Raw genomic sequence first — 19501 nt, forward strand, 5'->3', positions numbered from 1 at the left:
TCAGTTCTCCGGGGTGTCGGGGGTGATGTCGTGCACGACGGGGGCCGGGGCCCGGCCGGGCAGCGGGTAGCCGGCCTGCTCCAGCCGCCACGCGAGGTCTCCGGCGTCGATGCCGCCGATGTCGTTGGACTCGACACACCAGGCGGAGACGATCTCCAGGACGGGGCGGGTCGCGTTCCTCTGCAGTTCGGCGAGCAGCCGGGCGCCGTCCTCGGGCGCGGAGAGGCGTCGCCTGGTGGTGAGCAGTTCCTCGGCGAGCTGCTCGGCGGTCATGGTGGTGTCGCTCATCAGCGGCCGGTCTCCTCGGTGGCGTTGTGGCAGGTGCGGTGGTGGGCGCGGCCGCCGGTGGCGGGCCAGGTGGGGCAGCAGGCGACGAACAGCGGGGTGACGCCGGGAACAGCGAGGTGCGCGGCGGGGAGCGTCCGCGTGGCGGCCGCGCGGCACCGCTGGCGTCCCAGGAGTTGCCGGATGCCCCATGCGCCCGCCAGGGCGGCCGCGGCGGCCCGTACGGCGGTCACGCTGCGGCTCCCGCGGGTGCCGCCCACGCGCCGGTCGCCAGGGTCATCCACAGGTGCGGCGGGTAGTCCGTCCCGCATCGGCAGCAGCGGACGGTCGTGGTGCCGTGGGGGACGCGGAGCGGGGCGCCGCAGATGTCGCCGCCAAGTTCCGCGGCGCAGTCGCCCACGGAGAGGGTGGACGGGGCCGGGTCGAGGAGCGCGGCGGCCTGGCCGGCGAGGTGGCGTATCTCGCGGGCCATGTCCCCGGCGCCCGGGAACGACTCGGCGATCCACTCGATGTTCATGCGGAGGCCGCGGGCGGCGGCGACCACGCGACGCTCGATGCTGCCGGTGCGGGCGGGCGGGCCCCAGCCGCGGGCCTGCTGCATGGCCTCGCGCCAGCCTTCCAGCACGGTGACGAGCCCGCCCTCGGCGCGCATGTCGAGGACGTCCTCGCGCACCGGGAGCGGCGGCGTCCGGACCAAGGCCACAGGGCCGTCGCCGCGAGCCGCGCCCGGGCGGAGGTGAGTGGCCAGCAGCAGGTACTGGCCGGGGAGTTCACTGAGCCGGACATCGAGGCCACGAACGCAGGCGGGGCAGAGCTGGGCGGGGGCGTCGAGCGGGTGGGTGCAGGCGGTGCAGTTCATGCGGCGGCGCTCCTGGTGCGGGTGTCGGGGACGATCAACCAGCTGGCGGCGATGAGGTCGATGACGATCCGCTCGGTCTGGCTGGCGGGGGTGGCCTGCTGGGGGTCGACGAGCAGGCAGTGGAGTGCGAGCGCGTCGCGGATCTCGACGGCGGCCTCGGACGGGAACGAGCGGTCCCAGTACGGGCGAGGCCGGTCGCTGGGCTGGCGGGCGGTGTAGCCGCTGGCGGCCAGGTACTCGACAACGCGGTGGGCCGCGGCGGCCGGCTTGGCATCCGAAGGCGGGACGGTGAGGCGGTAGTCGTCGAGGGCGGCGCGGATGATCGCTTGCGCGGCGTCGGGTATCGCGGTGGTGGTCATGGCGTCGGCTCCTGGTTCTGGCGCGCGGCCGCGGCATCGATGCGGGAGGGGTGCGGCGTCCGGCGACGAGCGAGGTTCTTGCCCTGCCGGCAGGGCTCTCCGGCTGGCGCCCGGCACCAGTCGCAGCGGACGTCGAGCGGGTCGGGCTCGCCGGCGCGCGCGAGACGTTCGCGCTCGGCACGCACCGGCCGGTACGGGGACAGCTCCTCGCTTGTCCCGGCGGGCACATACCGGCCGAGCCGGTCCAGCCGCTCCTGCACCTCGGCGTCCGGTCCGGCCGTCAGCTCCTTCAGCGGGGCCGGGGCAGCCTGCCCAGTGGCCACCGCGTGCCGGGTGGCGAGGAGTTCGGACCGCCACGCGGCAACGTCGTCCGGGTCGGTGACCGGTGTGGGGTCGGTGTGCCGGTTCATCCGGTCCCGGACCGTTGCCGTCCAGCGGGTGGCGATGTCGGCGGGGAGGATCGGCCACACGGATTGGGCGTAGTGCTCGTGAGCGGCCTGGAGCGCGTAGTCGTACGGGACGTCAGCGAGGATGCCGGCCCACATCAGCACCTGAGCGCGGCGCTCGAACTCGTTCTCGCGCTTCACACGCGGGTCGGCAAGGGCGATCTGCGCGATGAGCTGGGGCACTTCTTCGGGGTTCACTGCATGCCTCCTGCGCGGAGTTCGTCAGCGATGGCGGCCATGCCGGCCAGGTAGTCGCTGGTCTTGGAGGGGCCGCCGACGGCGTGCAGGGAGGGGCGGCCGTCGGTGGCCTGCGGGGTGGGGAGGGAGTGCCAGCTGTCGTAGAAGAAGCGACTGGAGACGACGGGGGTCCGGGCGGACTGCCAGCCGCGACGGGCCTGTTCGACCATCAGCGGGATGCCGAGTCGCTTGATGTCGTTGTGCAGTCGGATCAGGTCGTCGCCCTTGAACTTCCACGGGACGTGCATTCCGGCGGTGCCCATGGCCGCGGTGAGGGGCTGGAGCCAGTCGGGGCCCACTGCTGCCGCTTGGCCGGAGGTGAAGGTGGCGGGCAGGTTGTCCTGCTGCGGGGGGTAGGGGGGTGGTTCCTCCGTAGGAGGAACCGGGGACGGGACGGGGCGGGTGGGGTCGGGGGCAGCGTCTCCGTGACGGCGTGTAGACGCGTCTACACCGGCATCTACGTCGGGGTTGGAATTGCCGTTGGCCTGCTGGTTTCGCTTGCCCTCGCGCCACTTCTGTTGGCGCTTCGACTTCGCTTTGCGTGCCAAGTCGTTCTCAACTCGACTCGGGTTGCGGTCCAAGTACTGGTGGATCGCGTACGAGTTGGGTGCGAGTTTGGGGCACGCCTCGCATTCGTGGTTGGCGTCGTGCCACAGCCCGGAGTCCACCAGCGCCTTGATCATCCGGGGCGTGCCGTACATGCGGGCGATCTGCTTGGGGATCACTCCGTCGGTCTCCTGCTGCGCCGCCCACGAGCCGCATCGGACGTACAAGCCGATGGCGGGCGTGCCTGCTGCGAACACCTTGGGGTGGCAGTGAAACCCGTCGTCGATCTTGAACCAGGACATTCGCGGCTTCTCTCTCGCGTTCGTGCGGTGTGGCGTGCGCCCGGGGCGGGGGTGTCGTCGCCCCGCCCCGGGGCCGTGCTGTCGGCGTCACGGTGGTGCTTCGGGTGGCGCCGGTGGGGGACGTGACGTCGGGCTTGCAAGTCGCTGTGACGTGCGCAATCCCGGTGTCACGTCGGGGTCAGAACGGCGGGATGTCGGAGTGTGGCGGCTCTTGCCAGCCGAGCCATCGGAGGGCGAGCCTGCGCGGTACGTAGGTGAGGAGCCAGGCGCGCTCGGGCCGCCAGCACTCGCAGTAGGTGGTGATCGGGACGCCCACCGCGCTGTCCTGCTCGACGGCCCCGTCCCCACGGCAGTGCGGGCAGCCGGGCCGCGGGGTGTCCGTCAACTCCAGCGCCGGCACAGGCCAGTCCGTGTACCGGACCCTGGGCCGCATCACCGGTCAGCATCGGCCTGCTTGGTGGCGGCGGCGATGCCGTCACAGGTGGCCTTGTCCGCCTCCTGGCGGGCAAGGATGCGGCTGTTGTTGTTGGCGAGCTGGACGAAGACTGCTGTGGCGTCCGCCTCGGCCGCGGACATCGGCATGTTCTCCTCGCGCTCCCGCTCGGCGCCCCAGCAGCGGACGCAGAGCAAGGGCTGCTTCTCCCGGTTGCACCACTCGCACGGCACCGGGATGACGTGCATGTTGTGGTCGGGCTCGTACAGAAACAGCGGGCGGGTCTGGCTGCATCCGTCGCACCGGCTCTCCACCGGCGTCGTGTCGTTCATGTGGTCCAGCCCTTCTGGACGGCGGCCTGGGCGGCGTGGTAGGTGGCGGGGGTAGAGCGGCGCTTCCCGGAGGCCACGGCCCGGTCGTCGATGACGGCGCTGGAGGACTGCGGGCTGGGCGTCGACCAGGCGTCCGAGGGCCAGCCGGGGCCCGGCTCCGGCTCGCGGCGGCCAGCCAGCGCCCACGGGGCGTGCGCCGAGCAACGGTGTCCGCAGGCGTACGGCCGGACGCGGCCGGAGTGGGCGCCGACGGATTCGCACTCCAGCGGAGCGGCGGTCATGCCGCGGCCTGGTCACGGTGGGGGGCGGTGACGCGGTAGACGGTGCGCTCGTCGCAGCCGGCCGCCGCCGCGATCTCCTGGGCGGTCATCCCGCCGCGGTTGTGGAGCCGGATGATCAGGGCGTCGCGCTGCTCCTTGGCCGTGGTCTCGGCCTGACGGGCGCGGGCCCGGGGGACCGCGCCGGCCCACATGCCGTGCCGGTCGGCGCGTGACCCGGCCCCTTCCAGCCGTTCGACGTGCTCCTCGCAGTCCTTGCGGACGGGGCAGGTGTCGCAGATCTTGGCAGCCGTGCGGTAGCCGTGGCCGGGCCCGTCCGGGTGGAAGGCGTCCGGGTCGGTCTGGGCGCACAGCGCGTCGTCCATCCAGGCGAAGCGGCTCACGACTGGCTCCCCTCGCTGTGGCGGGAAAGCTCGTCGCCGGTGATGGCCTCGACGAGGGCGCACAGGAGGATCTCGGCGGCGTTGGGGGTGACAGCGTTGCCGTACTGGCGGACGCGTTCTCTCTTCGAGCCGAGGACCGTGTACGAGTCGGCGAAGCTCATCGCTCGGCCGATCTCGTGGGGCTCCAGCATGCGGAACCGAACGTCGTTGATGTCGACGTCGCCTCGGACGAGGGCGTATCGGTCGCGGGTGGTGAGCGCCCCGATCGGTTCGCTGACCGGCCTGGCCTGCCCGTTGCCGTAGTACGGCACCAGCAGGTGCTCCCAGGTGATGAGGGACTGGTGGCCAGCTGTCGTTATCGTCCGGAACGGCTCGGCGGCCGGTGTGCAGTGCTCGCCGCCGTTGCCCTTGCTGCTGTTGTTCCGCATGACGAACGCGGGCAAGCCCGGGGTGACGAGGCCGTGGTGGTTGCCGGAGGCCGTTACGGTTGCCAACGACTCGGACACCGAGCGGGCGACGGAGCCGCCGCCGCGGAGTTCGGCGATGAACGGCAGCCACGCCAGCCCGGTCTCGTTCCGCGCGGTCTGGGAACGCATCGGCACGTGCGCGGACGCGGCTGCCTTCCCGTCGCGGCCCTCAACCGGTACCAGCAGCGGCGGGATCGCGAGCGCGTCGTTCTCCCGGGTGGTGCGGGCCGGCAGGGGGACGGTGACGGCGGTCGCGTCGGTCCGCCAGGTGCCGCCGGCGGGGACCATCATCGGCACCGCGAACTTCTTCAGCCCGGCCTGGATGCGGGCGAGGGTCTTCGCGGCGAGCGGCTTGGCGCGGTCGCCGATGCGCTGCCCGGGGATGGACCAGTCGATTGCGGCCAGCGCCGGGAGCGCCTCGGGCTCGACGACGGCGTTGCGGCACGTCGTGCTCGGGCACCGGTAGACGTACTGCTGGCGGTAGCGGCCCATGTCGATGCCGGGCCGCTTCCACACCTGGATGGCCTGCACCCACGTGTCGCAGGTCTCGCACCAGGCGCGGGGGCGGAGCCACTTGTCCCAGTTCGGCGTGCGGCCCAGCGTCTCGTGCCAGTAGCCCACGTAGAGCCGATCGCGGGACTGCGGGGCGACGTGCACCGTGCGGGGGTTCGCGTGCATGGAGTTCAGGGCGATGATCCGGGTGCGGTAGCCGAGCTTGTGGATCTCGCCGATCCACCGGTTCCAGTCCGTCCAGGCGCGGACGTCGACGACGTTCTCGACGATGCCCGCCTTCACCAGGCCGCCGCGCTCCTGCACACCGCGCAGGTAGAGCGGCACTTCCTCCATCAGGGCCCGGGACTCTTCCTCGGCGGTGGGCTCGTCATCGTCCTGGGCGGCGAGGAGGGAGAACAGGTCGCCCTGCATGGCGCTGGCGAAGTCGCGCCGCCGTCCCTTCGCCACCGACCAGTTGGTGCACTCCGGGGAGGCCCAGAAGATGTCGGCGACGGGCCAGTCCCACACCGGGGCCTTGCGGATGTCGCCCTGGTAGTGGTCGGTGTTCGGGAAGTTCGCGGCGTGCGACTCGATCGCGCGGAGCCAGTGGTTCGCGGCGCGCTCGACGCGGACGCCGGGGACGGCGTGCGCGCCCTGGCTGCTGCCGCCCGCGCCGCAGAACCAGTCCATGACGGACAGCTCGCTGTCGTGGCGGTACATCACTGGTCCCCCTTGGTGTGGCCGCAGGTGGTGCAGCGGTAGGCGCCGCCGGGCTGCGGGGTGTGGACGGTGGTCATGTGGCCGCAGATGGTGGTGTCGCAGGGGAGCCAGCGGGCGCCCGCCGGGTGCACGGTGAAGTCGGCGTATGGCGGGACGGCGGTGGGCTGGTGGCGGCGGAGCAGCGGGCCGAGCCGGACGGCGACGGCCACCGCGACGATCACCCAGGCGGCGATGACGAGGACGGTCGCGGCGGGGCTCATGCGCTCGCCGCCTTCCGCGTCTTGGCGGCGTTCCGGGCCCGGTGGCGCAGCACGGTGGCGCGCTCGGCCTCGGACATGCCGCCCCACACGCCGTCCGGCATCCGCGTGGTCAGGGCCCAGTCCTGGCACTGCGGCATGACGGGGCAGCGGCGGCAGACGGCCTTGGCTTCCTCGATCTGGAGCAGCGCGGGGCCGGTGTTGCCGACCGGGAAGAACAGGTCGGGCTCTTCTTCCTCGCGGCAGACGCCTTGGTGACGCCAATCCCCAGCGTCGCCGTTGGACTGCTGGCGGAGCCGGCGCTGGTCGTCGATCGTCAGGTGGATGTTCTTCATGACGTCACCTCTCCCGGCTCGCGGCCGGCGGCGGTACGGGCGGGCACGTCGAGGCGCGTCAGCGCGGCGTCGGTGTAGCCCATGGCGGAGAACAGCTGGTTCGAGAGCTGGTTGTTGACGCGCTCCTGCGCGGCCAGGGCTCGGCGAGTGGCCCACAGGGCGCGGGCCAGGCGGTCGATGCGGGTCTGGTGGCGGCTGCGGTCGGCGGTCAGCCGGGTCACGGCCCGGGCCAGCGCCGCGGCCTGCCTGCTGCGGCGGCTCACGACCGCACCTCGCTGGCTTCGCCCTGCTGACCACCGGTGATCTCGTCGGCGGTCACCCGCGGCGCAGGGAACTCGTCCTCGGCGGCGACCTCTCCACGGTTGATGGAATGGAAGATGACCTGCAGCTGAGCCACATCGTGGTCAGTCCACTTCCCGGACTTGCGGCCGAGCTTGGTCTCGATGCGGTCGGCCGTGACGCCGATCCCCTCGAAGGCGCGGATGGCTTCGGAGACCCGGAGGTTCAGCGGCTTACCGCCGCCGTCCCGCAGCGTCTGCGTGCAGAGGTCCTTGGCCTCCTCGACGAACCAGGGCGGAAGGATCGCGAAGATCGCCTCGCGGACGCGGCGAGCGCCGTTGTTGGCGTTGTTCTCGTAGATGTCCCGCAGTTCCTTCAGCAGCACGGGGCCGTCCTTCTTGGTGTCCCGCAGGTGCGGGACGATGAAGGTGCTGCTGTTGCGCGAGTTCTTCTCGACGTCCCAGGCGAACGCCTGCATCTCCGACTGGGCGTACTCGTCGTCGCGGCGCATCTCGACCAGCCCGTACTGCACGTTGCCCCAGCAGCGGGCGAGTTCCCGGGCGAGGTGGACGGACGCGCCGGACACCGTCTGGCCGGCGCGGGGGAAGCGGAAGAACGCGCGGTCGGCCAGGTACGGCTGGCGGCACGACTCGCGCATTTCGGCGACCGCGGCCTGGATGTTGCGGGGGCACTGCTGGGCGACGACGATCGCGGCCTGTACCTCGGCGACCGCGCGGGACTGCTCGACGGCGGTGCCTTGTCCGATGCGGGCAGGCGCCCCCGCGGGGGTCATGCGCTCGATCTGCTGCTGGTGGTTCACAGGTACTCCTCGGAGTCACGGATTTCGGCCCACGGGGGCAGGGAGAGGTAGACGGGCTCGTCGGCGTAGCCGGGCCAGTGGCCGGTCTCGACGCAGCGCGCGTAGGTCTCGATGGCGCGGCGGTTCCGGGCCGCGCCGATGCGCATTGCCATGCCGTCGGGCTGCACGACGGTCACCAGGTACGGCGGGTCCTTCTCCTGGACGACGAACACGAACTCGGCGGTCTCGTCGCACAGGCCGAGCGCGCGGCAGCCGGCGCGGTACCAGTCGGCCTGCTGGTGGTAGCCGTACTCATGGACGGCGCGGGCGACGGTCGCGGGGTCGGCGGACCGGGCGGTCTTGTAGTCGCGGATGATCATCCGGCCGGGGCCCGGGTCGGGCCGCCAGTCGAGGAGCGCGCGGCGCATGATGCCCGTCGGACCGTCCCGCCACACGAGCGCCGACTCGGCCGTGCCGGTCTCCGGCTCAAACAGCCAGGACGCCACCGGATGCCGACGGATGGCGGCCGCCATCGCCTGCACCTGCTCGAACTCTGGTCGCTTCAGCGGCACCCCGCCCGCGGCGCGGATGCTGGCCACCTCGGCCTTGATGGCGTCGCTGTCCCAGCGAGCCGCGTCCACGAGCACCAGCTCGGGCCCGACGCCCAGCACCTCCTTATGGGCAGCGTGCCCGAAGTCGAAGGTCTTCTTCGGCGGCTGCGGGTGGTCCTGCTCCCAGCGGAACAGGGCGGGGCAGGACGGCGGGAGCAGACGGCGGGCGCCGCTAGAGGACAGCGAGCCGCCCTCGACGGGGTCCCGGTGATACTGCTCGGCGGTCAGGTCGTAGATGCCGGGCCCGGTGACCTGCGGCTGCTCGGTGGTGGTCATCGGGCTGTCCCGCCGTTCTCACGGTGGGTGTAGTAGCGGCGCGGGGTGCCGTCGCCGTGACGGTCCAGGTGGCCATCCCGGTACAGGTCCGCGAGGAAGCGGCGGCAGGACATTCGGAGGACGTGGGTGCCGGTGGCCTGGTGCCAGGAGCGCTTCAGGCGCCCGACGGTCCACTCGCCGCCCTCCCTGCGGATCGCCTCCAGCAGGTGCTGCCTGACACGCCCCCGGGCCGGGTGGGCGGGGTTGGGGTCGCTGCCGAGTCGGTAGAAGCGGCCGGCCTTCGTGTCATGGGGCACGAGGTAGGCGCGGCGGGCGAGGTCTCTGAGGTCGCGGCGGGCTGTGCTCCGGGCAGTGGTGCGCCACGGCGACACCGCGTAGATCTGCAGGGCCAGACCGGTGGTGAGGGGTGTGCCGGCGTGGCGTGCAACGGCGAGGAGGTACGTGCGGCGGACCTCGACGCCCGTGAACTTGCCGTTCGGTGTGGGCCGCCGACCGGCGGCCGGGGCCTGAGCCCCGGCCTGCGCGGTGTTCATCATCCGAGCGCCACCCCCAGTGCGGCGGCGACCATGGCGACGAGCAGCGCGAGCGCCACGAAGCAGCCGGCGGCCGCCGGAGCCGCCTGGTCGAAGGCGGCGATGTTCTGCGCCTCACGCGCGGTGCGCGCGCGGCCGTCGTCGGTGCGGCGCTGGTGGTAGCTACCGAAGGTGTCAGGCATCGCTGGCACCGCCCGTGGTGCCGAAGCGGATCAGCTCGGCCGGGAACGGTCCGCCGCTGCCACGCTTCATCGGGTCGATGTCATCAGCGGCCGCCCGGTACTCCCGCGGGGACGTGATCTCCCCTGCGGCCTGCTGGCACGCCGCTGCCATCCGCAGGTGCTTCGCGGCCTGCTCGACGGCGTGGCTTCCGACGGCCTGCTGGTAGCGCAGGTGCACGTCCTCGGCGGTGCGACTCGCGAGGAACCGATGGACCTCGGCGGGCGTGGCGGAGAAGCGAGACAGATAGTCGGTCTCGCTGACCGCAGTGTCCTTACCGGTGTCATCGGCCATGCGGCGCAGCGGCTCGGCGGCGTGGCACATGCAGAGGTCCATCGATCCGCCCGCGTCGGGGCACTCGGCCTCGAACCGGTCAGCGGCCTCGCGCAGCACCTCGACGCGGGACGGTCGGCGTGTCGGCCGGCCGCCGTTGGCGGCGCGCGCGACGACCGTCACCCACTCCGGTACGGGCAGCGGCGTTTCCCAGCGCTCGGCGCCCCGCCTGGCCTCGTCGAGCACGTCGTGTACCGCGTCGAGACAGCGATTCAAGTACTGCATCTCCTCGGCCACCGTGGGCTCCGCGCCCACGTACCGCTCCAGCTCGGCGCGGAGCCGGGCGAGTTCGGCGGCCTGCTGCTTCTGGTGCTGTTCGGCGTCGTGCTCCGGGGAGAACACCTGGGTGCCGTGCTCCAGGGCCGTGGCGCAGGGCCAGCGCGTGCACCAGCCGTCGCCCCAGCAGACCGCGCACACCCACGCCTTGGGCGTGCAGGTGTCAATGAAGGCCGGCACGTGGAACCGGGCCGGGAGCGCCGCGAGTTCCTGCTTGGTCAGGCCGGTGATCAGCTCGTACCCGGGGTGATCGGGTGCCTGCAGGAGGGTGGCGCGCTGGGCGCACTCGTCGTGCTTGACCTGCTGGCCGGCCTCGACGCGGCCCCGGCAGGTACCGCACGCGGACGGGTCGGCCTGGCGGCCACGCTCCGCAGCCGCGCGGGCCCGCTCCTCCGCCCAGAACTCCTCGTTGTCGTCAGCCACGGCGGGCCTCCGTCCGGAGGGCAGCGGCGGTCTCGTGCGCCTGCTCTTCCAGATAGCGCATGTAGTCGCGCGCCTCTGCGGCGGTCCTGACCGACCGAACACGGCGTGCACCGTCGAGCCGCCACTTCACCCGCCATCGGCCGTTCTCACACACCCGCCGGATAGCCGTAATCCGGCCAGGCTTGGCGGCCTTCACGACGTCGTACTGGCCGATGCCCCACGCGATCGCGTGGCAGGCCCACAGGAACGACGAGGTGTAGTCGTGGAAGTCCCACTCCCACACGTCATCGGCGAACTCGTAGCCCTGGTAGGCGAAGGACTCCAGGACGTTCCGGGCCAGGTGCTCGTCGCTCAGGTCCTCGTCGAGAACCCATGTACGGAGGGCCTTGCCGGTCCCCGCCGGGACGCCTTCGAAACGGGCGTCCGACACGAAGCGCTCGACGACCAGCTGGCGCAACAGGTCCTCGGAGTACTCCTTCACCGACCGGCGGCCGCCACCGAGCTTCTCCGCCCAGTAGTGCGGGTTGATCCCCCACCGCCGGTCGGTGCGGAAGAACTCGAACATGTCGGCGGTCCGGCTGAACACGTAGTCCTCGCCGATGTCGCCGCACATGGCCAGCCGGCCAGGCCAGGTGATCAGGTCGAACCAGTACTCGCCGTAACCGTGCGGGTTACTGGTGAACCGCAGGTGCCGGTACAGGCCGTCGTCGTGCAGGATCGTCATCTGGTGCCGGGCGGTGTCCTTGCGGAACCGCGCAGCGACGTCCTGCTCGCGCTCGTCGGCCGTGCGGAACGGCGTCGAGGGGCGGGGCGCGGGTGTGGTCCGGATCTGCTCCGGGGCGCCCATCAGCGCCGCGCCCTCCGCGACGGTCAGAGAAGTGGTCGTGGTCATCGGGCATCGTCCTTGCGGGTGTAGAAGCGGCGGCCGGGGACTTCGTGGCAGAGCAGGAGTCCGTGGCGCTGGAGGGCGGCGAGGTCGCCGCGGGCGGTGTGGGTGCTGCGGGGGATCGGGTAGCCGGCGGCGTTCCACAGGCGGAGCACGCGGCGCTTCGTCCACTCACCGCCCTGGCGACGGACCGCGGCGGCGAGGGTCTGGCGCCGGTCGTGCACGGACGGCTCAGGCATCGGGTGCCTCCTCGGTGAGGCCGAGGGCGGCGAGGAGCAGGCGCAGGTCGTCGGCGTCGGCGGCGCGGCTGGCCACGTAGAGCCGGGCGCGGCCGCGTTCCTCGGCCGAGGCCCGGCGGGGCAGCGGCCCGGTGGCTGCCGCCTCGTCCACGGGGAGGTGGCCGATCCCGGACGTACGGTGGATCACGCGCCCACCTCCCGGGCCCGGCACGACGAGCACAGGTCCCGGCCGCGCGTCGACCAGCCGTGCGCCCGGTACGCCACGGACCGCAGAGCGGCGATCGTGCGGACGCCATCCGGGGCCGGCAACTCCCGCGCGCAACTCCGGCCGCGGTACACGCCCTCACAGTGCAGCTTGATCGTGACGATCGCGGTCATCGGCCACCACCCAGGGGGTGCGGGCCGGCCGCCGCAGTCAGCTCGGCCGCGAGCGCCACCGCGTCCGCCCGAGCGAGCCGCGCGGTGACCAGGCCGACGACGCTGTCGGTCGCCGCGGCGATGTACGCCAGCAACTCCTGTCGGAGACCGTCCACCTGCGCCGTAGCGACAGCGGCCCTCGAGGAGTCCCGCTCCGCGGCGGCCGCATCACGGAACCGGACCGCCGCACCCAGCTGCGTCAGCAAATCGTCGACGAGGTCCGGGGTCTCGATGTGCAGGTCGGCGAGCCGCTCAAGCAGCACCTCGGCGGCCGCGGTCACGTCCAGCACGACCATGCCCTGCCGGTTACGGCGAACCGCGATGGGCCTCATCAGGCACCCGCCTTCGGGGCCGGCGCGAGCATGCCGCGCAGCCGGTCGGCCGCCGGCCGGGCGAGCACCGCCATGGCCTGCTGCGTCAGCGCGTACGGCACCGGCCCGGCGTCGGCGTCCGCATCGTCGACCGTCGGCATGGCCAGGCACCCGTACGGCGCGCACCCCGGCAGCACCGCCGCCGAGTCCGCGTCCAAGTCGTACAGAGCGTGAGCCTGGGCAGCGAGCTGCCCGGCCATCTCGGTCTGCCGCTTGACCCACGCGACGTCCGAGTGCAGTGCCCACGCCCGGAACGGGACGCCGTGGTACTCCCCGACCGCCGCGGTGGTGTACCGGCCGTCGTCCCGCGGCGAGGTAGAGGCGTGCGCGCCGACCCAGCGGGCGAACGCGGTCACATCGGCGGGGAGCAGCAGGTGCACCGAGACGCCGTACCGCCCGAACTTCCACTCGCCGTACGAGTGGGTGTCGATGGACTGCGGAACGACCGGCGCGGCCGCCACGATCTGCTCCGCGACGCTCAGCGCCGCGAGGTACGAGGACCGCGGGTCGGCGCCCGCCTGGTCCGGAGAGATAGAGTCGATGCTCACGGGGAGCCTCATTTCTTCAGTGGTGAGACGAGCCGGATGGGGTCGCACCGGGTGCCACCGGCGCGGCCCCGACTCGCGTCAGGGGTACGGGAGTTCAGGCAGCGGGCTTCGTCTCGCCGATCGGGCGGACCTCGTACATGGCGGCGATCTCGCGGATGTGCCGGAGGGTGAAAGAGATCCGGCCACCCGCGTGGCTGTGGGGGATCTGTCGTGCGGTCGCCTTGTCACGGAGAGTCCGGGGCTTGATGGGCAACAGGCGCATTTCGTAGACCTCTTCGGGCGTGTAGTGCTTCAGCTCCGCGAGAGGCTCCGCGGTAGGTGCGGCACTGCCACGACGGGCTGTGGGGCGCCGCTTGCTCGTGGCTGCTGCGGTCGTCACGTCATCTCCTTGTGGGTGATCGCTTCGGTCGGCACGCACATGGCCTGTGCGATCGCCTCCACCCGCCCGGCAGCCGGTTCCCGGATCAGACCTCGCTCAATGCGAGAGAGGTAGCCCCGGTTCAGGCCGGTTCGGTCAGAGAGCGCGCGTAGGCTCAGTTTCTGAGCCACTCGGATCGCCCGTATGGCGTTGCCGTTCGGTGTCACGCTCAGAGATTAAGCATTGGACTACACGTTCTGCAAGCGTTCTGGCCCGTTAGATGCTCAGAAACTGAGCATCCGTCTGCGGTGGTGGGCGCCGGCGTGCCCCCCGGGCGCCCCGAGTGCAACCCGTTTGCGCCCCGCACGCTCAGTAATGGCAGGTCAAAAGGCTCAGAGTGGGCTATGGGGTTGCACAGGAATGAGGCATGATGAGTACCCATGGAGCGAGACTGGAAGCGACTCGGCGCGGCACTGAAGGCCGCCCGAGAGGGGCGCGGCCTGAACCAAGCCGCTGTCGCCGAGGACATCGGCGTGAAGCGCGGCACGATGCGCAACATCGAGAACGGCGACATCGCCCGCGTCACCCCCACCGTTCGCGCCTACGCCCGCGCTGTCGGGTGGGATGAGAGGTCCGTGGACGAGGTCCTGGCCGGCGGAGCACCAATCGAAGTGTCATCACCCCCCGGCTCGGACGCCCGCGACGCAGCTGCCGCCGAGAGCATCGCCATGGCGGCTCCGGAGGAACTGCCGCTGAGGATCCAGGCCGCACTGCGTGAAGGGCCGCTGCTCGACACCGCCGTCATCAACCTCCCTGGCGACGAGGGCGACGACGGGCAGATGGTGGTCATCGTGAAGGGCCGGACCGGCGCGACCCCCGAGCAGCTGAAGCGCGCGTTGCTGCGGTGGGAGGAGGCCGAGGTCAAGCTCAGGCGCGGGGGGAGCGCCGACGAGACCGATCGGGACTGAAAAGTTGCGCACTCCCCTCCACTTGCGCACGCTCCGTGTGGTTGCATGGTCAACCAGTAACGAAGGTGCCGCCGCCTCGGTTGGGATTGGGGGACCGGTGCGGGTAGAGGTTCGATGCGTCAAAAGCATGCCGCTCGGCGTCTGCGCATGGCTCGTGAAGCGCAGCGGGATGTGGGTGCTGTATATCGCCGAGCAGGTCCTTACGTCGCTCGACGGAAAGATCCCCGGAGCTGAGTGCGCCATCGTGCCCAACTGGCGTGTTCTCCCCGGGCAGTAGAAGGGGAGGGGACGTGGCCTACGCGGAGAAGCGCGTCAGCACAGCCAAGGGCAGCAAGGGCAAGGTCTCCTGGCGTGCCCGGTACAAAAAGCCGGACGGCACATGGGGCAGCGAGCCGGGCTTCCCCACCAAGAAGACAGCTGAAAACTGGGGTGACGAGCAAGAAGCCGCCATTCGCTCCGGCCGGTGGATCGACCCCGACCTGATGCAGACTCCGTTCGGCGTGTTCGCCAGAAAATGGATGGCGTCCCAGTCTCCACGCGGGCGCACCGTGATGAACCGATGGGAGCGGCTGGACACCCACATCCTGCCGAAGTGGGAACATACGCCGCTGATCGCGCTCAACTGGTTCGATGTCGACGCTTGGGCGAGAAGCCTTGCGTGCGCGGAGTCGACCGTCAAAGACTGCACCGGCTTGCTGTCGCTGATTCTGACGGGCGCCGTGGACGCGAAATACCTGTCGGCGAATCCGCTGTACGGGCGGCGCAGCAGCACGAACACGAGCGCTGCCACCGTGCCCGATCAGCCCACGGCAGGCGACGTGCAGCAGTGGGCGCCCCCGGAGGCCGTACTGCAAGTCGCTCGCCGGCTGGGGCCAGTGAACGGGCTACTTCCACTCACCACAGCGTTCCTCGGCCCCCGCTGGGGCGAGGGGATCGGCTTGCACCGGACCAAGACCCTGCTTCAACGGCGCGAGCCGTACAACGGAGGGTGGTTCGAGTGCCCCATTCTGCGGATCGACGTCGAAGTTGCCGAGTACGTGCGCCGGGGGCCGGACGGGAGCAAGCAGGGGGTCGTCCGCCAGCTGGAACCCCCCAAGAACAAGTGGTCCGTGCGAGACATCGACGTACCGCCATTCCTGGCTGATCTGCTTGCGCGCCACCTTGCCACGTGGCCACACCCCTACGTCTTCATGACACCGTCTGGTACGTGGTGGTGGCGGAACTCGTGGTGGGAGCTGATGCGTCCGGCCGCCGACGGCCGGCCTGCTCGGCCGAAGGCACGGGGGCGAGCAGTCAAGGAGGCGTGGGAGCCGATCATGCGCGGTATGACCATGCGCCGCCTCCGGCACACCCACGACACCTACCAGGCCCAGATTGGGGTTCATCCCGTGCTGGCGTTCGAGCAGGCCGGCCACCGCTATCCTGGCATCAAGGGCACGTACCAGCACCCCACGCCGAAGATGCGCCAGCAACGTCTTGACGGTCTGCAAGAGATCTTCGAGCAGGCAATGCGCAATCTCGGCTGGCGCGCCCTTTGGGAGTCGGAAGATCCGGCGGATTTCGCCTCACAAAGTTGATCTCCCAGATATCTCCCAGATGATCACTCAATGGGAGCTGAAGTCTCCCCACTCCGCTCGTCGTTGCTGGTAGAAGCCTGATGAGCGATGGCCTTGTGGTGGCGAACCACCTCTCCGATGATGAAGTTGAGGAACTTCTCGGCGAATGCCGGATCGAGCTTGGCGTCCTCGGCCAATCGGCGCAGCCGCTCGATCTGTGCGGCCTCGCGGGCCGGGTCGGCGGGCGGCAGGCTGTGCCGGGCCTTGAGTTCGCCGACCTGCTGGGTGCATTTGAAGCGCTCGGCGAGCAGATGCACCAGGGCGGCGTCGAGGTTGTCGATGCTGCCGCGCAGATAGCTCAGCCGTTCACGGGCCGCCTCGTCGGCGACGGCGGCCGCTTCGCCGGCCGCCGGTGCTGTCCCCTCGCTCATGTGCGTCTCGCCATTCGTGATCGGTCGGGTGCCTGGTGCGGTGTTGTGCTGCTGATGGGTGTTGCGCTGCTGATGCCTGATGTCTTGATCGGGTGCACATTACCCGGCCGGTGACCGGGGGCCGGGCCGGTCTCGCGGATCGGACCGGAGCGGAACCGTTCCGGCCGGAGTGGTCGGCGAGATGTGGAAGGTCAGGCCGCTGATCGTCGCCGGCGTGACGGACGGGCCCGGGGTTTTGCCCGGGGTATTGGAGGGGTACGGCCCGGGCGGGAAGGCGGTGGTTCGGTCTTCCTGGCCATGAGGGCGAGACGGTAGTGATCGGCCTCGCGCAGCAACTCCCGGTAGCGCAGCAGATGGATCTCGGTGTTCATCCTTGCTCCTCGTCGGACGGGACACGTCAACCGGCCCACTGGTGCTGTGGCTTCTCCCAGGGGCAAGGTCAACGAGGGGCCGCGTCCGGTGGCAGGAGGGGTCGTCGACCGGGCACTGTCCAGGGCGTGTGGGGGCTGCCTCATTGGCCGATATGATCCGCCGTTCTCCGCCGTTCCCGCTGCTGACCTGGTGTTTCACGAACCTTTCGGCATGGAACTGCGGTCGGGGACCCGCACTTGACCACCGCGGTTCGGCCGCATCCCCGAGACTTCCTCCTGGCTGCCGTGCCCCCCGTGATCACCGTGAAGCCCCTGTGTTCCCCGTGAAGAAAGGACCGCAAGCATGCCGAACAGCGCCCTCCTCGTGATGGACGTCCAACGGGACATCGTGGATATCGTGGATATCGTCGACGACGGCTCCGGATATCTGCCGCGCCTGCGCAAGGCGATCGACGGTGCCCGGGCGGCGGGTATCCCCGTGATCTACGTGGTCGTCGGGTTGCGCCCGGTCCAACCGGACGTCAGTACGCGGAACAAGGTGCTCTCCTCCGCCGTGCGAGAGGGCCTGTTCACCGAGGGCAGCCCCGGGACCGGGATCCACCCCGACGTCACGCCCCGGCACGGCGAGATCGTCATCACCAAGAGGCGGGGGAGCGCGTTCTCGGGCAGCGACCTCGACCTGGTGCTCAGGTCTCGCGGTATCGACAGCCTCGTTCTCACCGGCATCGCCACCAGCGGTGTGGTGCTGCACACCCTGTGCCAGGCCAACGACATGGACTTCGGCCTCACCGTCCTGTCAGATGCCTGCCTCGACACCGACCCCGAGGTGCACCGGGTCCTCACCGGGAAACTGTTCCCGCAGTGGGCGGATGTCGTCACCGTCGAGGACTGGTGCGAAGCGCTCGCCTCGTAAGACACCCGCCGAGCGAGGGGGCTCCGTGTGCCGACGCGGTGACCGGGCAGTCCCCCCGTCAGCTGACGCCCGGTGGCGGGATCCCCCACAGAACCCGCCACCGGGCCGCTCTTCATGGGGCGCGGCGCTCGGCCGGCCCCGGGTCCACGGCGCTGCCAGGGTCCCGAATCATGCACATACCCAGGTCACCGCCCGGTCACCCCTCCTTGAGGAGACTTAAGAAGGCTGCGGGGAGAGGGGGCGGACGGGTGACGGTGCAGGGGGCGGTACCGGGGCGATGCAGGGAGCGGTTTTGGTGCGCCGGGCGGGGCGCGCGCTGCGAAGATGTGCCGGATCACACCGGCCCGGTCGCACCGACACGGTCGCACCGACACGGTCACACCGGCCCGGTCACACCAGGCAGCCGACCGACCATCGGCGCCGGACAACGCAGGGGGTATCCGCGTATGAGCAGGGACCGCATCAGGATCGCAGGGGCCGACGTGGCCGTCGTGGGCGGCAGCATCGCCGGTTGCGCCACGGCACTGGCCGCGCACCGGGCCGGGGCCGGCCACGTCACCGTGTACGAACGCACCGCCGGCCGCCTCGCCGACCGCGGTGTCGGCCTCGCGGTGCACAACGCCCGGTATGCCGAGCTCGCCGCCGCCGGATATCTGGACACCGCCATGCCGTGGGTGCAGCTGGCCGCCCGTCGCTGGTACGTGCGCGACGGCGCCAGGCCGCTCGGCCGTCAGATCGGCACGCTGCCCTTCCCGTTCCGCTCGTACTGCTGGGGTCCGCTCTGGCAGGAGTTACGGCGGCGGCTGCCGGAGGACACCGTCTTCCGGCCGGGGGTACGGGTGGACGCGGTCAGCGACGCGGCGGACGGCGTGGGCGTTCATCTCGGCGGCGGCGAAGGAAGCAGCGCAGGCGAGGGCGGTGCGGGCAGTGGCGAGCGGCGCGGCGCCGACGGCAGCAGCCGCCGTACGGAGCGCTTCGACCTGCTCATCGGGGCGGACGGCTACCGTTCGGTGGTCCGCGAGACCGCGTTCCCCGGCGTGCGGCCCGACTATGCCGGCTACCTCGCCTGGCGTGGCGCGGTTCCGGCCGACCGGCTGACGGAGCTCAGCTTCCCCGCCCTGCCGGCCGATCCCTGGGCGGAAGAGGACTGCATCTACGGCGTCTTCCCCGGCGGCCATGTCATCATCTACCGCATCCCGGACGGCCAGGGGGGCCGGCGTGCGAACTGGGTCCTGTACACCGCCCCGCCCGCCGGACTCGACCTGGGGCTCGACACCCCCACCAGCTTGCCGCCCGGCACCCTCACCGACGCCCTGTACGCCCATTTCTCCCACGTCGCGGACGAGTTGCTGCCGCCCTACTGGGGCGGGCTGATGCGACTGACGCCGCGTCAAGAAGTGTTCATCCAGCCGATGTACGACTTCACCGCGGCGCGCTACACGGCAGGGCGGCTGCTGCTCGCGGGCGATGCGGCCACCGTCGCCCGCCCGCACACCGGCGCCGGTGCGGTCAAGGCGCTGCAGGACGCCGCCGCCCTGGAGGCCGCGCTGCGCGCCCTGCCGGAACGGCCCGACGCGCTCGCGGCATACGGGGCCGAGCGCGGCGCGACCGGCCGGTCGATGGTCGAGCTGGGGCGCAGGCTGGGGCGGACCCTGGTCCAGGACACCCCGGACTGGCAGACCTTGGACCAGTCCGGTCTGGAGGCCGTCTGGGCCGCGGCCGACGGCTCGGGCGCATTCGGCGGGCGTGAGCTGAAGAGCTGACACTCCCGTACGGGCGCCACGCACCACGCCGGCCGCCGCCCCGCGCTCCCGTGCAGGAGAACGTGCCGGAGAATGGGAACGTCGAGGTCACTTCGCCGCGCACGGCTCCGGTGACCCCGGCGGCAACCACTGCACCGAGCAGCACCGCACGGCACCGAGCAACTCCGCACGGCACCGAGTAGCACCGAGCAGCACCAAGG

The 19501-nt window shown here is 71.2% G+C and carries 34 protein-coding genes; 5 read left to right on the forward strand and 29 right to left on the reverse strand.

Annotated elements, in window-relative coordinates; translation table 11 throughout:
• The 27 genes from D9V36_RS08155 to D9V36_RS08285 form a co-directional block, all read right to left on the reverse strand.
• Complete coding sequence (locus D9V36_RS08155) at positions 1–288, reverse strand: hypothetical protein (protein ID WP_129293152.1); 288 nt, start codon at positions 286–288, stop codon at positions 1–3.
• Positions 288–518: a hypothetical protein gene (locus D9V36_RS08160; protein ID WP_129293153.1), complete on the reverse strand. Its 231-nt coding sequence runs from the start codon at positions 516–518 to the stop codon at positions 288–290. The genes D9V36_RS08155 and D9V36_RS08160 overlap by 1 nt, the downstream gene beginning before the upstream one ends.
• Positions 515–1144 carry a hypothetical protein gene (locus D9V36_RS08165; protein WP_129293154.1) on the reverse strand — a complete coding sequence of 210 codons (630 nt, stop codon included), beginning with the start codon at positions 1142–1144 and terminating at the stop codon, positions 515–517. The genes D9V36_RS08160 and D9V36_RS08165 overlap by 4 nt, the downstream gene beginning before the upstream one ends.
• Positions 1141–1503 (reverse strand): hypothetical protein, encoded by a 363-nt coding sequence (locus D9V36_RS08170; protein ID WP_129293155.1) that lies wholly within the window; start codon positions 1501–1503, stop codon positions 1141–1143. The genes D9V36_RS08165 and D9V36_RS08170 overlap by 4 nt, the downstream gene beginning before the upstream one ends.
• Entirely contained in the window at positions 1500–2147 is a 648-nt protein-coding gene (locus tag D9V36_RS08175) for a zinc finger domain-containing protein (protein ID WP_129293156.1), read from the reverse strand. The genes D9V36_RS08170 and D9V36_RS08175 overlap by 4 nt, the downstream gene beginning before the upstream one ends.
• The gene (locus tag D9V36_RS08180) at positions 2144–3034 is read right to left on the reverse strand and encodes a hypothetical protein (protein WP_129293157.1); all 891 of its coding nucleotides are present in this window, start codon (positions 3032–3034) and stop codon (positions 2144–2146) included. Before D9V36_RS08180 ends, D9V36_RS08175 begins: the two co-directional genes overlap by 4 nt.
• 178 nt (positions 3035–3212) lie before the next feature.
• Complete coding sequence (locus tag D9V36_RS08185) at positions 3213–3467, reverse strand: hypothetical protein (RefSeq protein ID WP_129293158.1); 255 nt, start codon at positions 3465–3467, stop codon at positions 3213–3215.
• The gene (locus D9V36_RS08190) at positions 3467–3799 is read right to left on the reverse strand and encodes a hypothetical protein (protein WP_129293159.1); all 333 of its coding nucleotides are present in this window, start codon (positions 3797–3799) and stop codon (positions 3467–3469) included. The genes D9V36_RS08185 and D9V36_RS08190 overlap by 1 nt, the downstream gene beginning before the upstream one ends.
• The gene (locus tag D9V36_RS08195; RefSeq protein ID WP_129293160.1) at positions 3796–4080 is read right to left on the reverse strand and encodes a hypothetical protein; all 285 of its coding nucleotides are present in this window, start codon (positions 4078–4080) and stop codon (positions 3796–3798) included. Before D9V36_RS08195 ends, D9V36_RS08190 begins: the two co-directional genes overlap by 4 nt.
• Positions 4077–4460, reverse strand: a complete 384-nt coding sequence (locus D9V36_RS08200; RefSeq protein WP_241720756.1) for a WhiB family transcriptional regulator — start codon at positions 4458–4460, stop codon at positions 4077–4079. The genes D9V36_RS08195 and D9V36_RS08200 overlap by 4 nt, the downstream gene beginning before the upstream one ends.
• Entirely contained in the window at positions 4457–6139 is a 1683-nt protein-coding gene (locus D9V36_RS08205) for a DNA cytosine methyltransferase (RefSeq protein WP_129293161.1), read from the reverse strand. Before D9V36_RS08205 ends, D9V36_RS08200 begins: the two co-directional genes overlap by 4 nt.
• On the reverse strand, positions 6139–6399 hold the full coding sequence (locus D9V36_RS08210) for a hypothetical protein (protein WP_129293162.1): 261 nt from the start codon (positions 6397–6399) through the stop codon (positions 6139–6141). Before D9V36_RS08210 ends, D9V36_RS08205 begins: the two co-directional genes overlap by 1 nt.
• A complete protein-coding gene (locus tag D9V36_RS08215; RefSeq protein ID WP_241721280.1) occupies positions 6396–6710 on the reverse strand; it encodes a WhiB family transcriptional regulator in 315 nt (104 codons plus the stop codon). The genes D9V36_RS08210 and D9V36_RS08215 overlap by 4 nt, the downstream gene beginning before the upstream one ends.
• Positions 6711–6727: 17 nt before the next feature.
• On the reverse strand, positions 6728–6994 hold the full coding sequence (locus D9V36_RS08220) for a hypothetical protein (protein ID WP_129293164.1): 267 nt from the start codon (positions 6992–6994) through the stop codon (positions 6728–6730).
• Entirely contained in the window at positions 6991–7830 is an 840-nt protein-coding gene (locus tag D9V36_RS08225; RefSeq protein ID WP_129293165.1) for a hypothetical protein, read from the reverse strand. The genes D9V36_RS08220 and D9V36_RS08225 overlap by 4 nt, the downstream gene beginning before the upstream one ends.
• On the reverse strand, positions 7827–8696 hold the full coding sequence (locus D9V36_RS08230) for a PD-(D/E)XK nuclease-like domain-containing protein (RefSeq protein ID WP_129293166.1): 870 nt from the start codon (positions 8694–8696) through the stop codon (positions 7827–7829). The genes D9V36_RS08225 and D9V36_RS08230 overlap by 4 nt, the downstream gene beginning before the upstream one ends.
• Positions 8693–9232, reverse strand: a complete 540-nt coding sequence (locus tag D9V36_RS08235) for a hypothetical protein (RefSeq protein WP_129293167.1) — start codon at positions 9230–9232, stop codon at positions 8693–8695. The genes D9V36_RS08230 and D9V36_RS08235 overlap by 4 nt, the downstream gene beginning before the upstream one ends.
• Positions 9229–9411 (reverse strand): hypothetical protein, encoded by a 183-nt coding sequence (locus D9V36_RS08240; RefSeq protein WP_129293168.1) that lies wholly within the window; start codon positions 9409–9411, stop codon positions 9229–9231. Before D9V36_RS08240 ends, D9V36_RS08235 begins: the two co-directional genes overlap by 4 nt.
• Positions 9404–10480, reverse strand: a complete 1077-nt coding sequence (locus D9V36_RS08245; protein WP_129293169.1) for a hypothetical protein — start codon at positions 10478–10480, stop codon at positions 9404–9406. The genes D9V36_RS08240 and D9V36_RS08245 overlap by 8 nt, the downstream gene beginning before the upstream one ends.
• Positions 10473–11372: a hypothetical protein gene (locus D9V36_RS08250; protein ID WP_129293170.1), complete on the reverse strand. Its 900-nt coding sequence runs from the start codon at positions 11370–11372 to the stop codon at positions 10473–10475. Before D9V36_RS08250 ends, D9V36_RS08245 begins: the two co-directional genes overlap by 8 nt.
• The gene (locus D9V36_RS08255; protein ID WP_129293171.1) at positions 11369–11605 is read right to left on the reverse strand and encodes a hypothetical protein; all 237 of its coding nucleotides are present in this window, start codon (positions 11603–11605) and stop codon (positions 11369–11371) included. The genes D9V36_RS08250 and D9V36_RS08255 overlap by 4 nt, the downstream gene beginning before the upstream one ends.
• On the reverse strand, positions 11598–11792 hold the full coding sequence (locus D9V36_RS08260) for a hypothetical protein (RefSeq protein ID WP_129293172.1): 195 nt from the start codon (positions 11790–11792) through the stop codon (positions 11598–11600). The genes D9V36_RS08255 and D9V36_RS08260 overlap by 8 nt, the downstream gene beginning before the upstream one ends.
• Entirely contained in the window at positions 11789–11983 is a 195-nt protein-coding gene (locus D9V36_RS08265) for a hypothetical protein (RefSeq protein WP_129293173.1), read from the reverse strand. Before D9V36_RS08265 ends, D9V36_RS08260 begins: the two co-directional genes overlap by 4 nt.
• On the reverse strand, positions 11980–12354 hold the full coding sequence (locus tag D9V36_RS08270) for a hypothetical protein (protein ID WP_129293174.1): 375 nt from the start codon (positions 12352–12354) through the stop codon (positions 11980–11982). Before D9V36_RS08270 ends, D9V36_RS08265 begins: the two co-directional genes overlap by 4 nt.
• Positions 12354–12941 carry a hypothetical protein gene (locus tag D9V36_RS08275; RefSeq protein ID WP_129293175.1) on the reverse strand — a complete coding sequence of 196 codons (588 nt, stop codon included), beginning with the start codon at positions 12939–12941 and terminating at the stop codon, positions 12354–12356. Before D9V36_RS08275 ends, D9V36_RS08270 begins: the two co-directional genes overlap by 1 nt.
• A 94-nt stretch (positions 12942–13035) precedes the next feature.
• A complete protein-coding gene (locus D9V36_RS08280) occupies positions 13036–13320 on the reverse strand; it encodes a hypothetical protein (RefSeq protein ID WP_129293176.1) in 285 nt (94 codons plus the stop codon).
• A complete protein-coding gene (locus D9V36_RS08285) occupies positions 13317–13526 on the reverse strand; it encodes a helix-turn-helix domain-containing protein (RefSeq protein ID WP_164992909.1) in 210 nt (69 codons plus the stop codon). The genes D9V36_RS08280 and D9V36_RS08285 overlap by 4 nt, the downstream gene beginning before the upstream one ends.
• A 213-nt stretch (positions 13527–13739) precedes the next feature.
• Between D9V36_RS08285 and D9V36_RS08290 the strand changes: the two genes are divergently transcribed.
• The 3 genes from D9V36_RS08290 to D9V36_RS08295 all read left to right on the forward strand — a co-directional run bounded on the left by D9V36_RS08290 (position 13740) and on the right by D9V36_RS08295 (position 15844).
• Positions 13740–14267 (forward strand): helix-turn-helix transcriptional regulator, encoded by a 528-nt coding sequence (locus D9V36_RS08290; RefSeq protein ID WP_129293178.1) that lies wholly within the window; start codon positions 13740–13742, stop codon positions 14265–14267.
• 154 nt (positions 14268–14421) lie between these two features.
• Complete coding sequence (locus D9V36_RS42570; protein WP_277753410.1) at positions 14422–14544, forward strand: hypothetical protein; 123 nt, start codon at positions 14422–14424, stop codon at positions 14542–14544.
• A 13-nt stretch (positions 14545–14557) separates the two neighbouring features.
• Positions 14558–15844 (forward strand): hypothetical protein, encoded by a 1287-nt coding sequence (locus D9V36_RS08295; protein ID WP_129293179.1) that lies wholly within the window; start codon positions 14558–14560, stop codon positions 15842–15844.
• Between the two features lie 23 nt (positions 15845–15867).
• Here D9V36_RS08295 and D9V36_RS08300 read toward each other — a convergent pair whose 3' ends face one another.
• Positions 15868–16254 (reverse strand): chorismate mutase, encoded by a 387-nt coding sequence (locus tag D9V36_RS08300; RefSeq protein WP_129293180.1) that lies wholly within the window; start codon positions 16252–16254, stop codon positions 15868–15870.
• A 191-nt stretch (positions 16255–16445) separates the two neighbouring features.
• Positions 16446–16625 carry a hypothetical protein gene (locus D9V36_RS08305; protein ID WP_129293181.1) on the reverse strand — a complete coding sequence of 60 codons (180 nt, stop codon included), beginning with the start codon at positions 16623–16625 and terminating at the stop codon, positions 16446–16448.
• Positions 16626–16968: 343 nt separating this feature from the next.
• On the opposite strand from D9V36_RS08305, the gene D9V36_RS08310 reads away from it, so the two are divergent.
• Both D9V36_RS08310 and D9V36_RS08315 read left to right on the forward strand, forming a co-directional pair.
• On the forward strand, positions 16969–17538 hold the full coding sequence (locus D9V36_RS08310; protein WP_129293182.1) for a cysteine hydrolase family protein: 570 nt from the start codon (positions 16969–16971) through the stop codon (positions 17536–17538).
• 446 nt (positions 17539–17984) lie between these two features.
• Positions 17985–19301: an FAD-dependent monooxygenase gene (locus D9V36_RS08315; protein WP_129293183.1), complete on the forward strand. Its 1317-nt coding sequence runs from the start codon at positions 17985–17987 to the stop codon at positions 19299–19301.
• Positions 19302–19501 lie beyond the last annotated feature (200 nt).

This window comes from Streptomyces lydicus (genome assembly GCF_004125265.1).
GTDB classification, from domain to species: Bacteria; Actinomycetota; Actinomycetes; order Streptomycetales; family Streptomycetaceae; genus Streptomyces; species Streptomyces lydicus_C.

What these genes read in the sequence shown, in the direction of transcription:
- D9V36_RS08255 (WP_129293171.1), bottom strand. Translation starts at nt 11,605, where the DNA reads ATGCCTGAGCCGTCCGTGCACGACCGGCGCCAGACCCTCGCCGCCGCG.
- D9V36_RS08240 (WP_129293168.1), bottom strand. Translation starts at nt 9,411, where the DNA reads ATGCCTGACACCTTCGGTAGCTACCACCAGCGCCGCACCGACGACGGC.
- D9V36_RS08210 (WP_129293162.1), bottom strand. Translation starts at nt 6,399, where the DNA reads ATGAGCCCCGCCGCGACCGTCCTCGTCATCGCCGCCTGGGTGATCGTC.
- D9V36_RS08155 (WP_129293152.1), bottom strand. Translation starts at nt 288, where the DNA reads ATGAGCGACACCACCATGACCGCCGAGCAGCTCGCCGAGGAACTGCTC.
- D9V36_RS08270 (WP_129293174.1), bottom strand. Translation starts at nt 12,354, where the DNA reads ATGAGGCCCATCGCGGTTCGCCGTAACCGGCAGGGCATGGTCGTGCTG.
- D9V36_RS08185 (WP_129293158.1), bottom strand. Translation starts at nt 3,467, where the DNA reads ATGCGGCCCAGGGTCCGGTACACGGACTGGCCTGTGCCGGCGCTGGAG.
- D9V36_RS08265 (WP_129293173.1), bottom strand. Translation starts at nt 11,983, where the DNA reads ATGACCGCGATCGTCACGATCAAGCTGCACTGTGAGGGCGTGTACCGC.
- D9V36_RS08315 (WP_129293183.1), top strand. Translation starts at nt 17,985, where the DNA reads ATGAGCAGGGACCGCATCAGGATCGCAGGGGCCGACGTGGCCGTCGTG.
- D9V36_RS08170 (WP_129293155.1), bottom strand. Translation starts at nt 1,503, where the DNA reads ATGACCACCACCGCGATACCCGACGCCGCGCAAGCGATCATCCGCGCC.
- D9V36_RS08235 (WP_129293167.1), bottom strand. Translation starts at nt 9,232, where the DNA reads ATGATGAACACCGCGCAGGCCGGGGCTCAGGCCCCGGCCGCCGGTCGG.
- D9V36_RS08310 (WP_129293182.1), top strand. Translation starts at nt 16,969, where the DNA reads ATGCCGAACAGCGCCCTCCTCGTGATGGACGTCCAACGGGACATCGTG.
- D9V36_RS08250 (WP_129293170.1), bottom strand. Translation starts at nt 11,372, where the DNA reads ATGACCACGACCACTTCTCTGACCGTCGCGGAGGGCGCGGCGCTGATG.
- D9V36_RS08190 (WP_129293159.1), bottom strand. Translation starts at nt 3,799, where the DNA reads ATGAACGACACGACGCCGGTGGAGAGCCGGTGCGACGGATGCAGCCAG.
- D9V36_RS08290 (WP_129293178.1), top strand. Translation starts at nt 13,740, where the DNA reads ATGGAGCGAGACTGGAAGCGACTCGGCGCGGCACTGAAGGCCGCCCGA.
- D9V36_RS08180 (WP_129293157.1), bottom strand. Translation starts at nt 3,034, where the DNA reads ATGTCCTGGTTCAAGATCGACGACGGGTTTCACTGCCACCCCAAGGTG.
- D9V36_RS08230 (WP_129293166.1), bottom strand. Translation starts at nt 8,696, where the DNA reads ATGACCACCACCGAGCAGCCGCAGGTCACCGGGCCCGGCATCTACGAC.
- D9V36_RS08205 (WP_129293161.1), bottom strand. Translation starts at nt 6,139, where the DNA reads ATGTACCGCCACGACAGCGAGCTGTCCGTCATGGACTGGTTCTGCGGC.
- D9V36_RS08305 (WP_129293181.1), bottom strand. Translation starts at nt 16,625, where the DNA reads ATGAACACCGAGATCCATCTGCTGCGCTACCGGGAGTTGCTGCGCGAG.
- D9V36_RS08165 (WP_129293154.1), bottom strand. Translation starts at nt 1,144, where the DNA reads ATGAACTGCACCGCCTGCACCCACCCGCTCGACGCCCCCGCCCAGCTC.
- D9V36_RS08300 (WP_129293180.1), bottom strand. Translation starts at nt 16,254, where the DNA reads ATGAGCGAGGGGACAGCACCGGCGGCCGGCGAAGCGGCCGCCGTCGCC.
- D9V36_RS08195 (WP_129293160.1), bottom strand. Translation starts at nt 4,080, where the DNA reads ATGACCGCCGCTCCGCTGGAGTGCGAATCCGTCGGCGCCCACTCCGGC.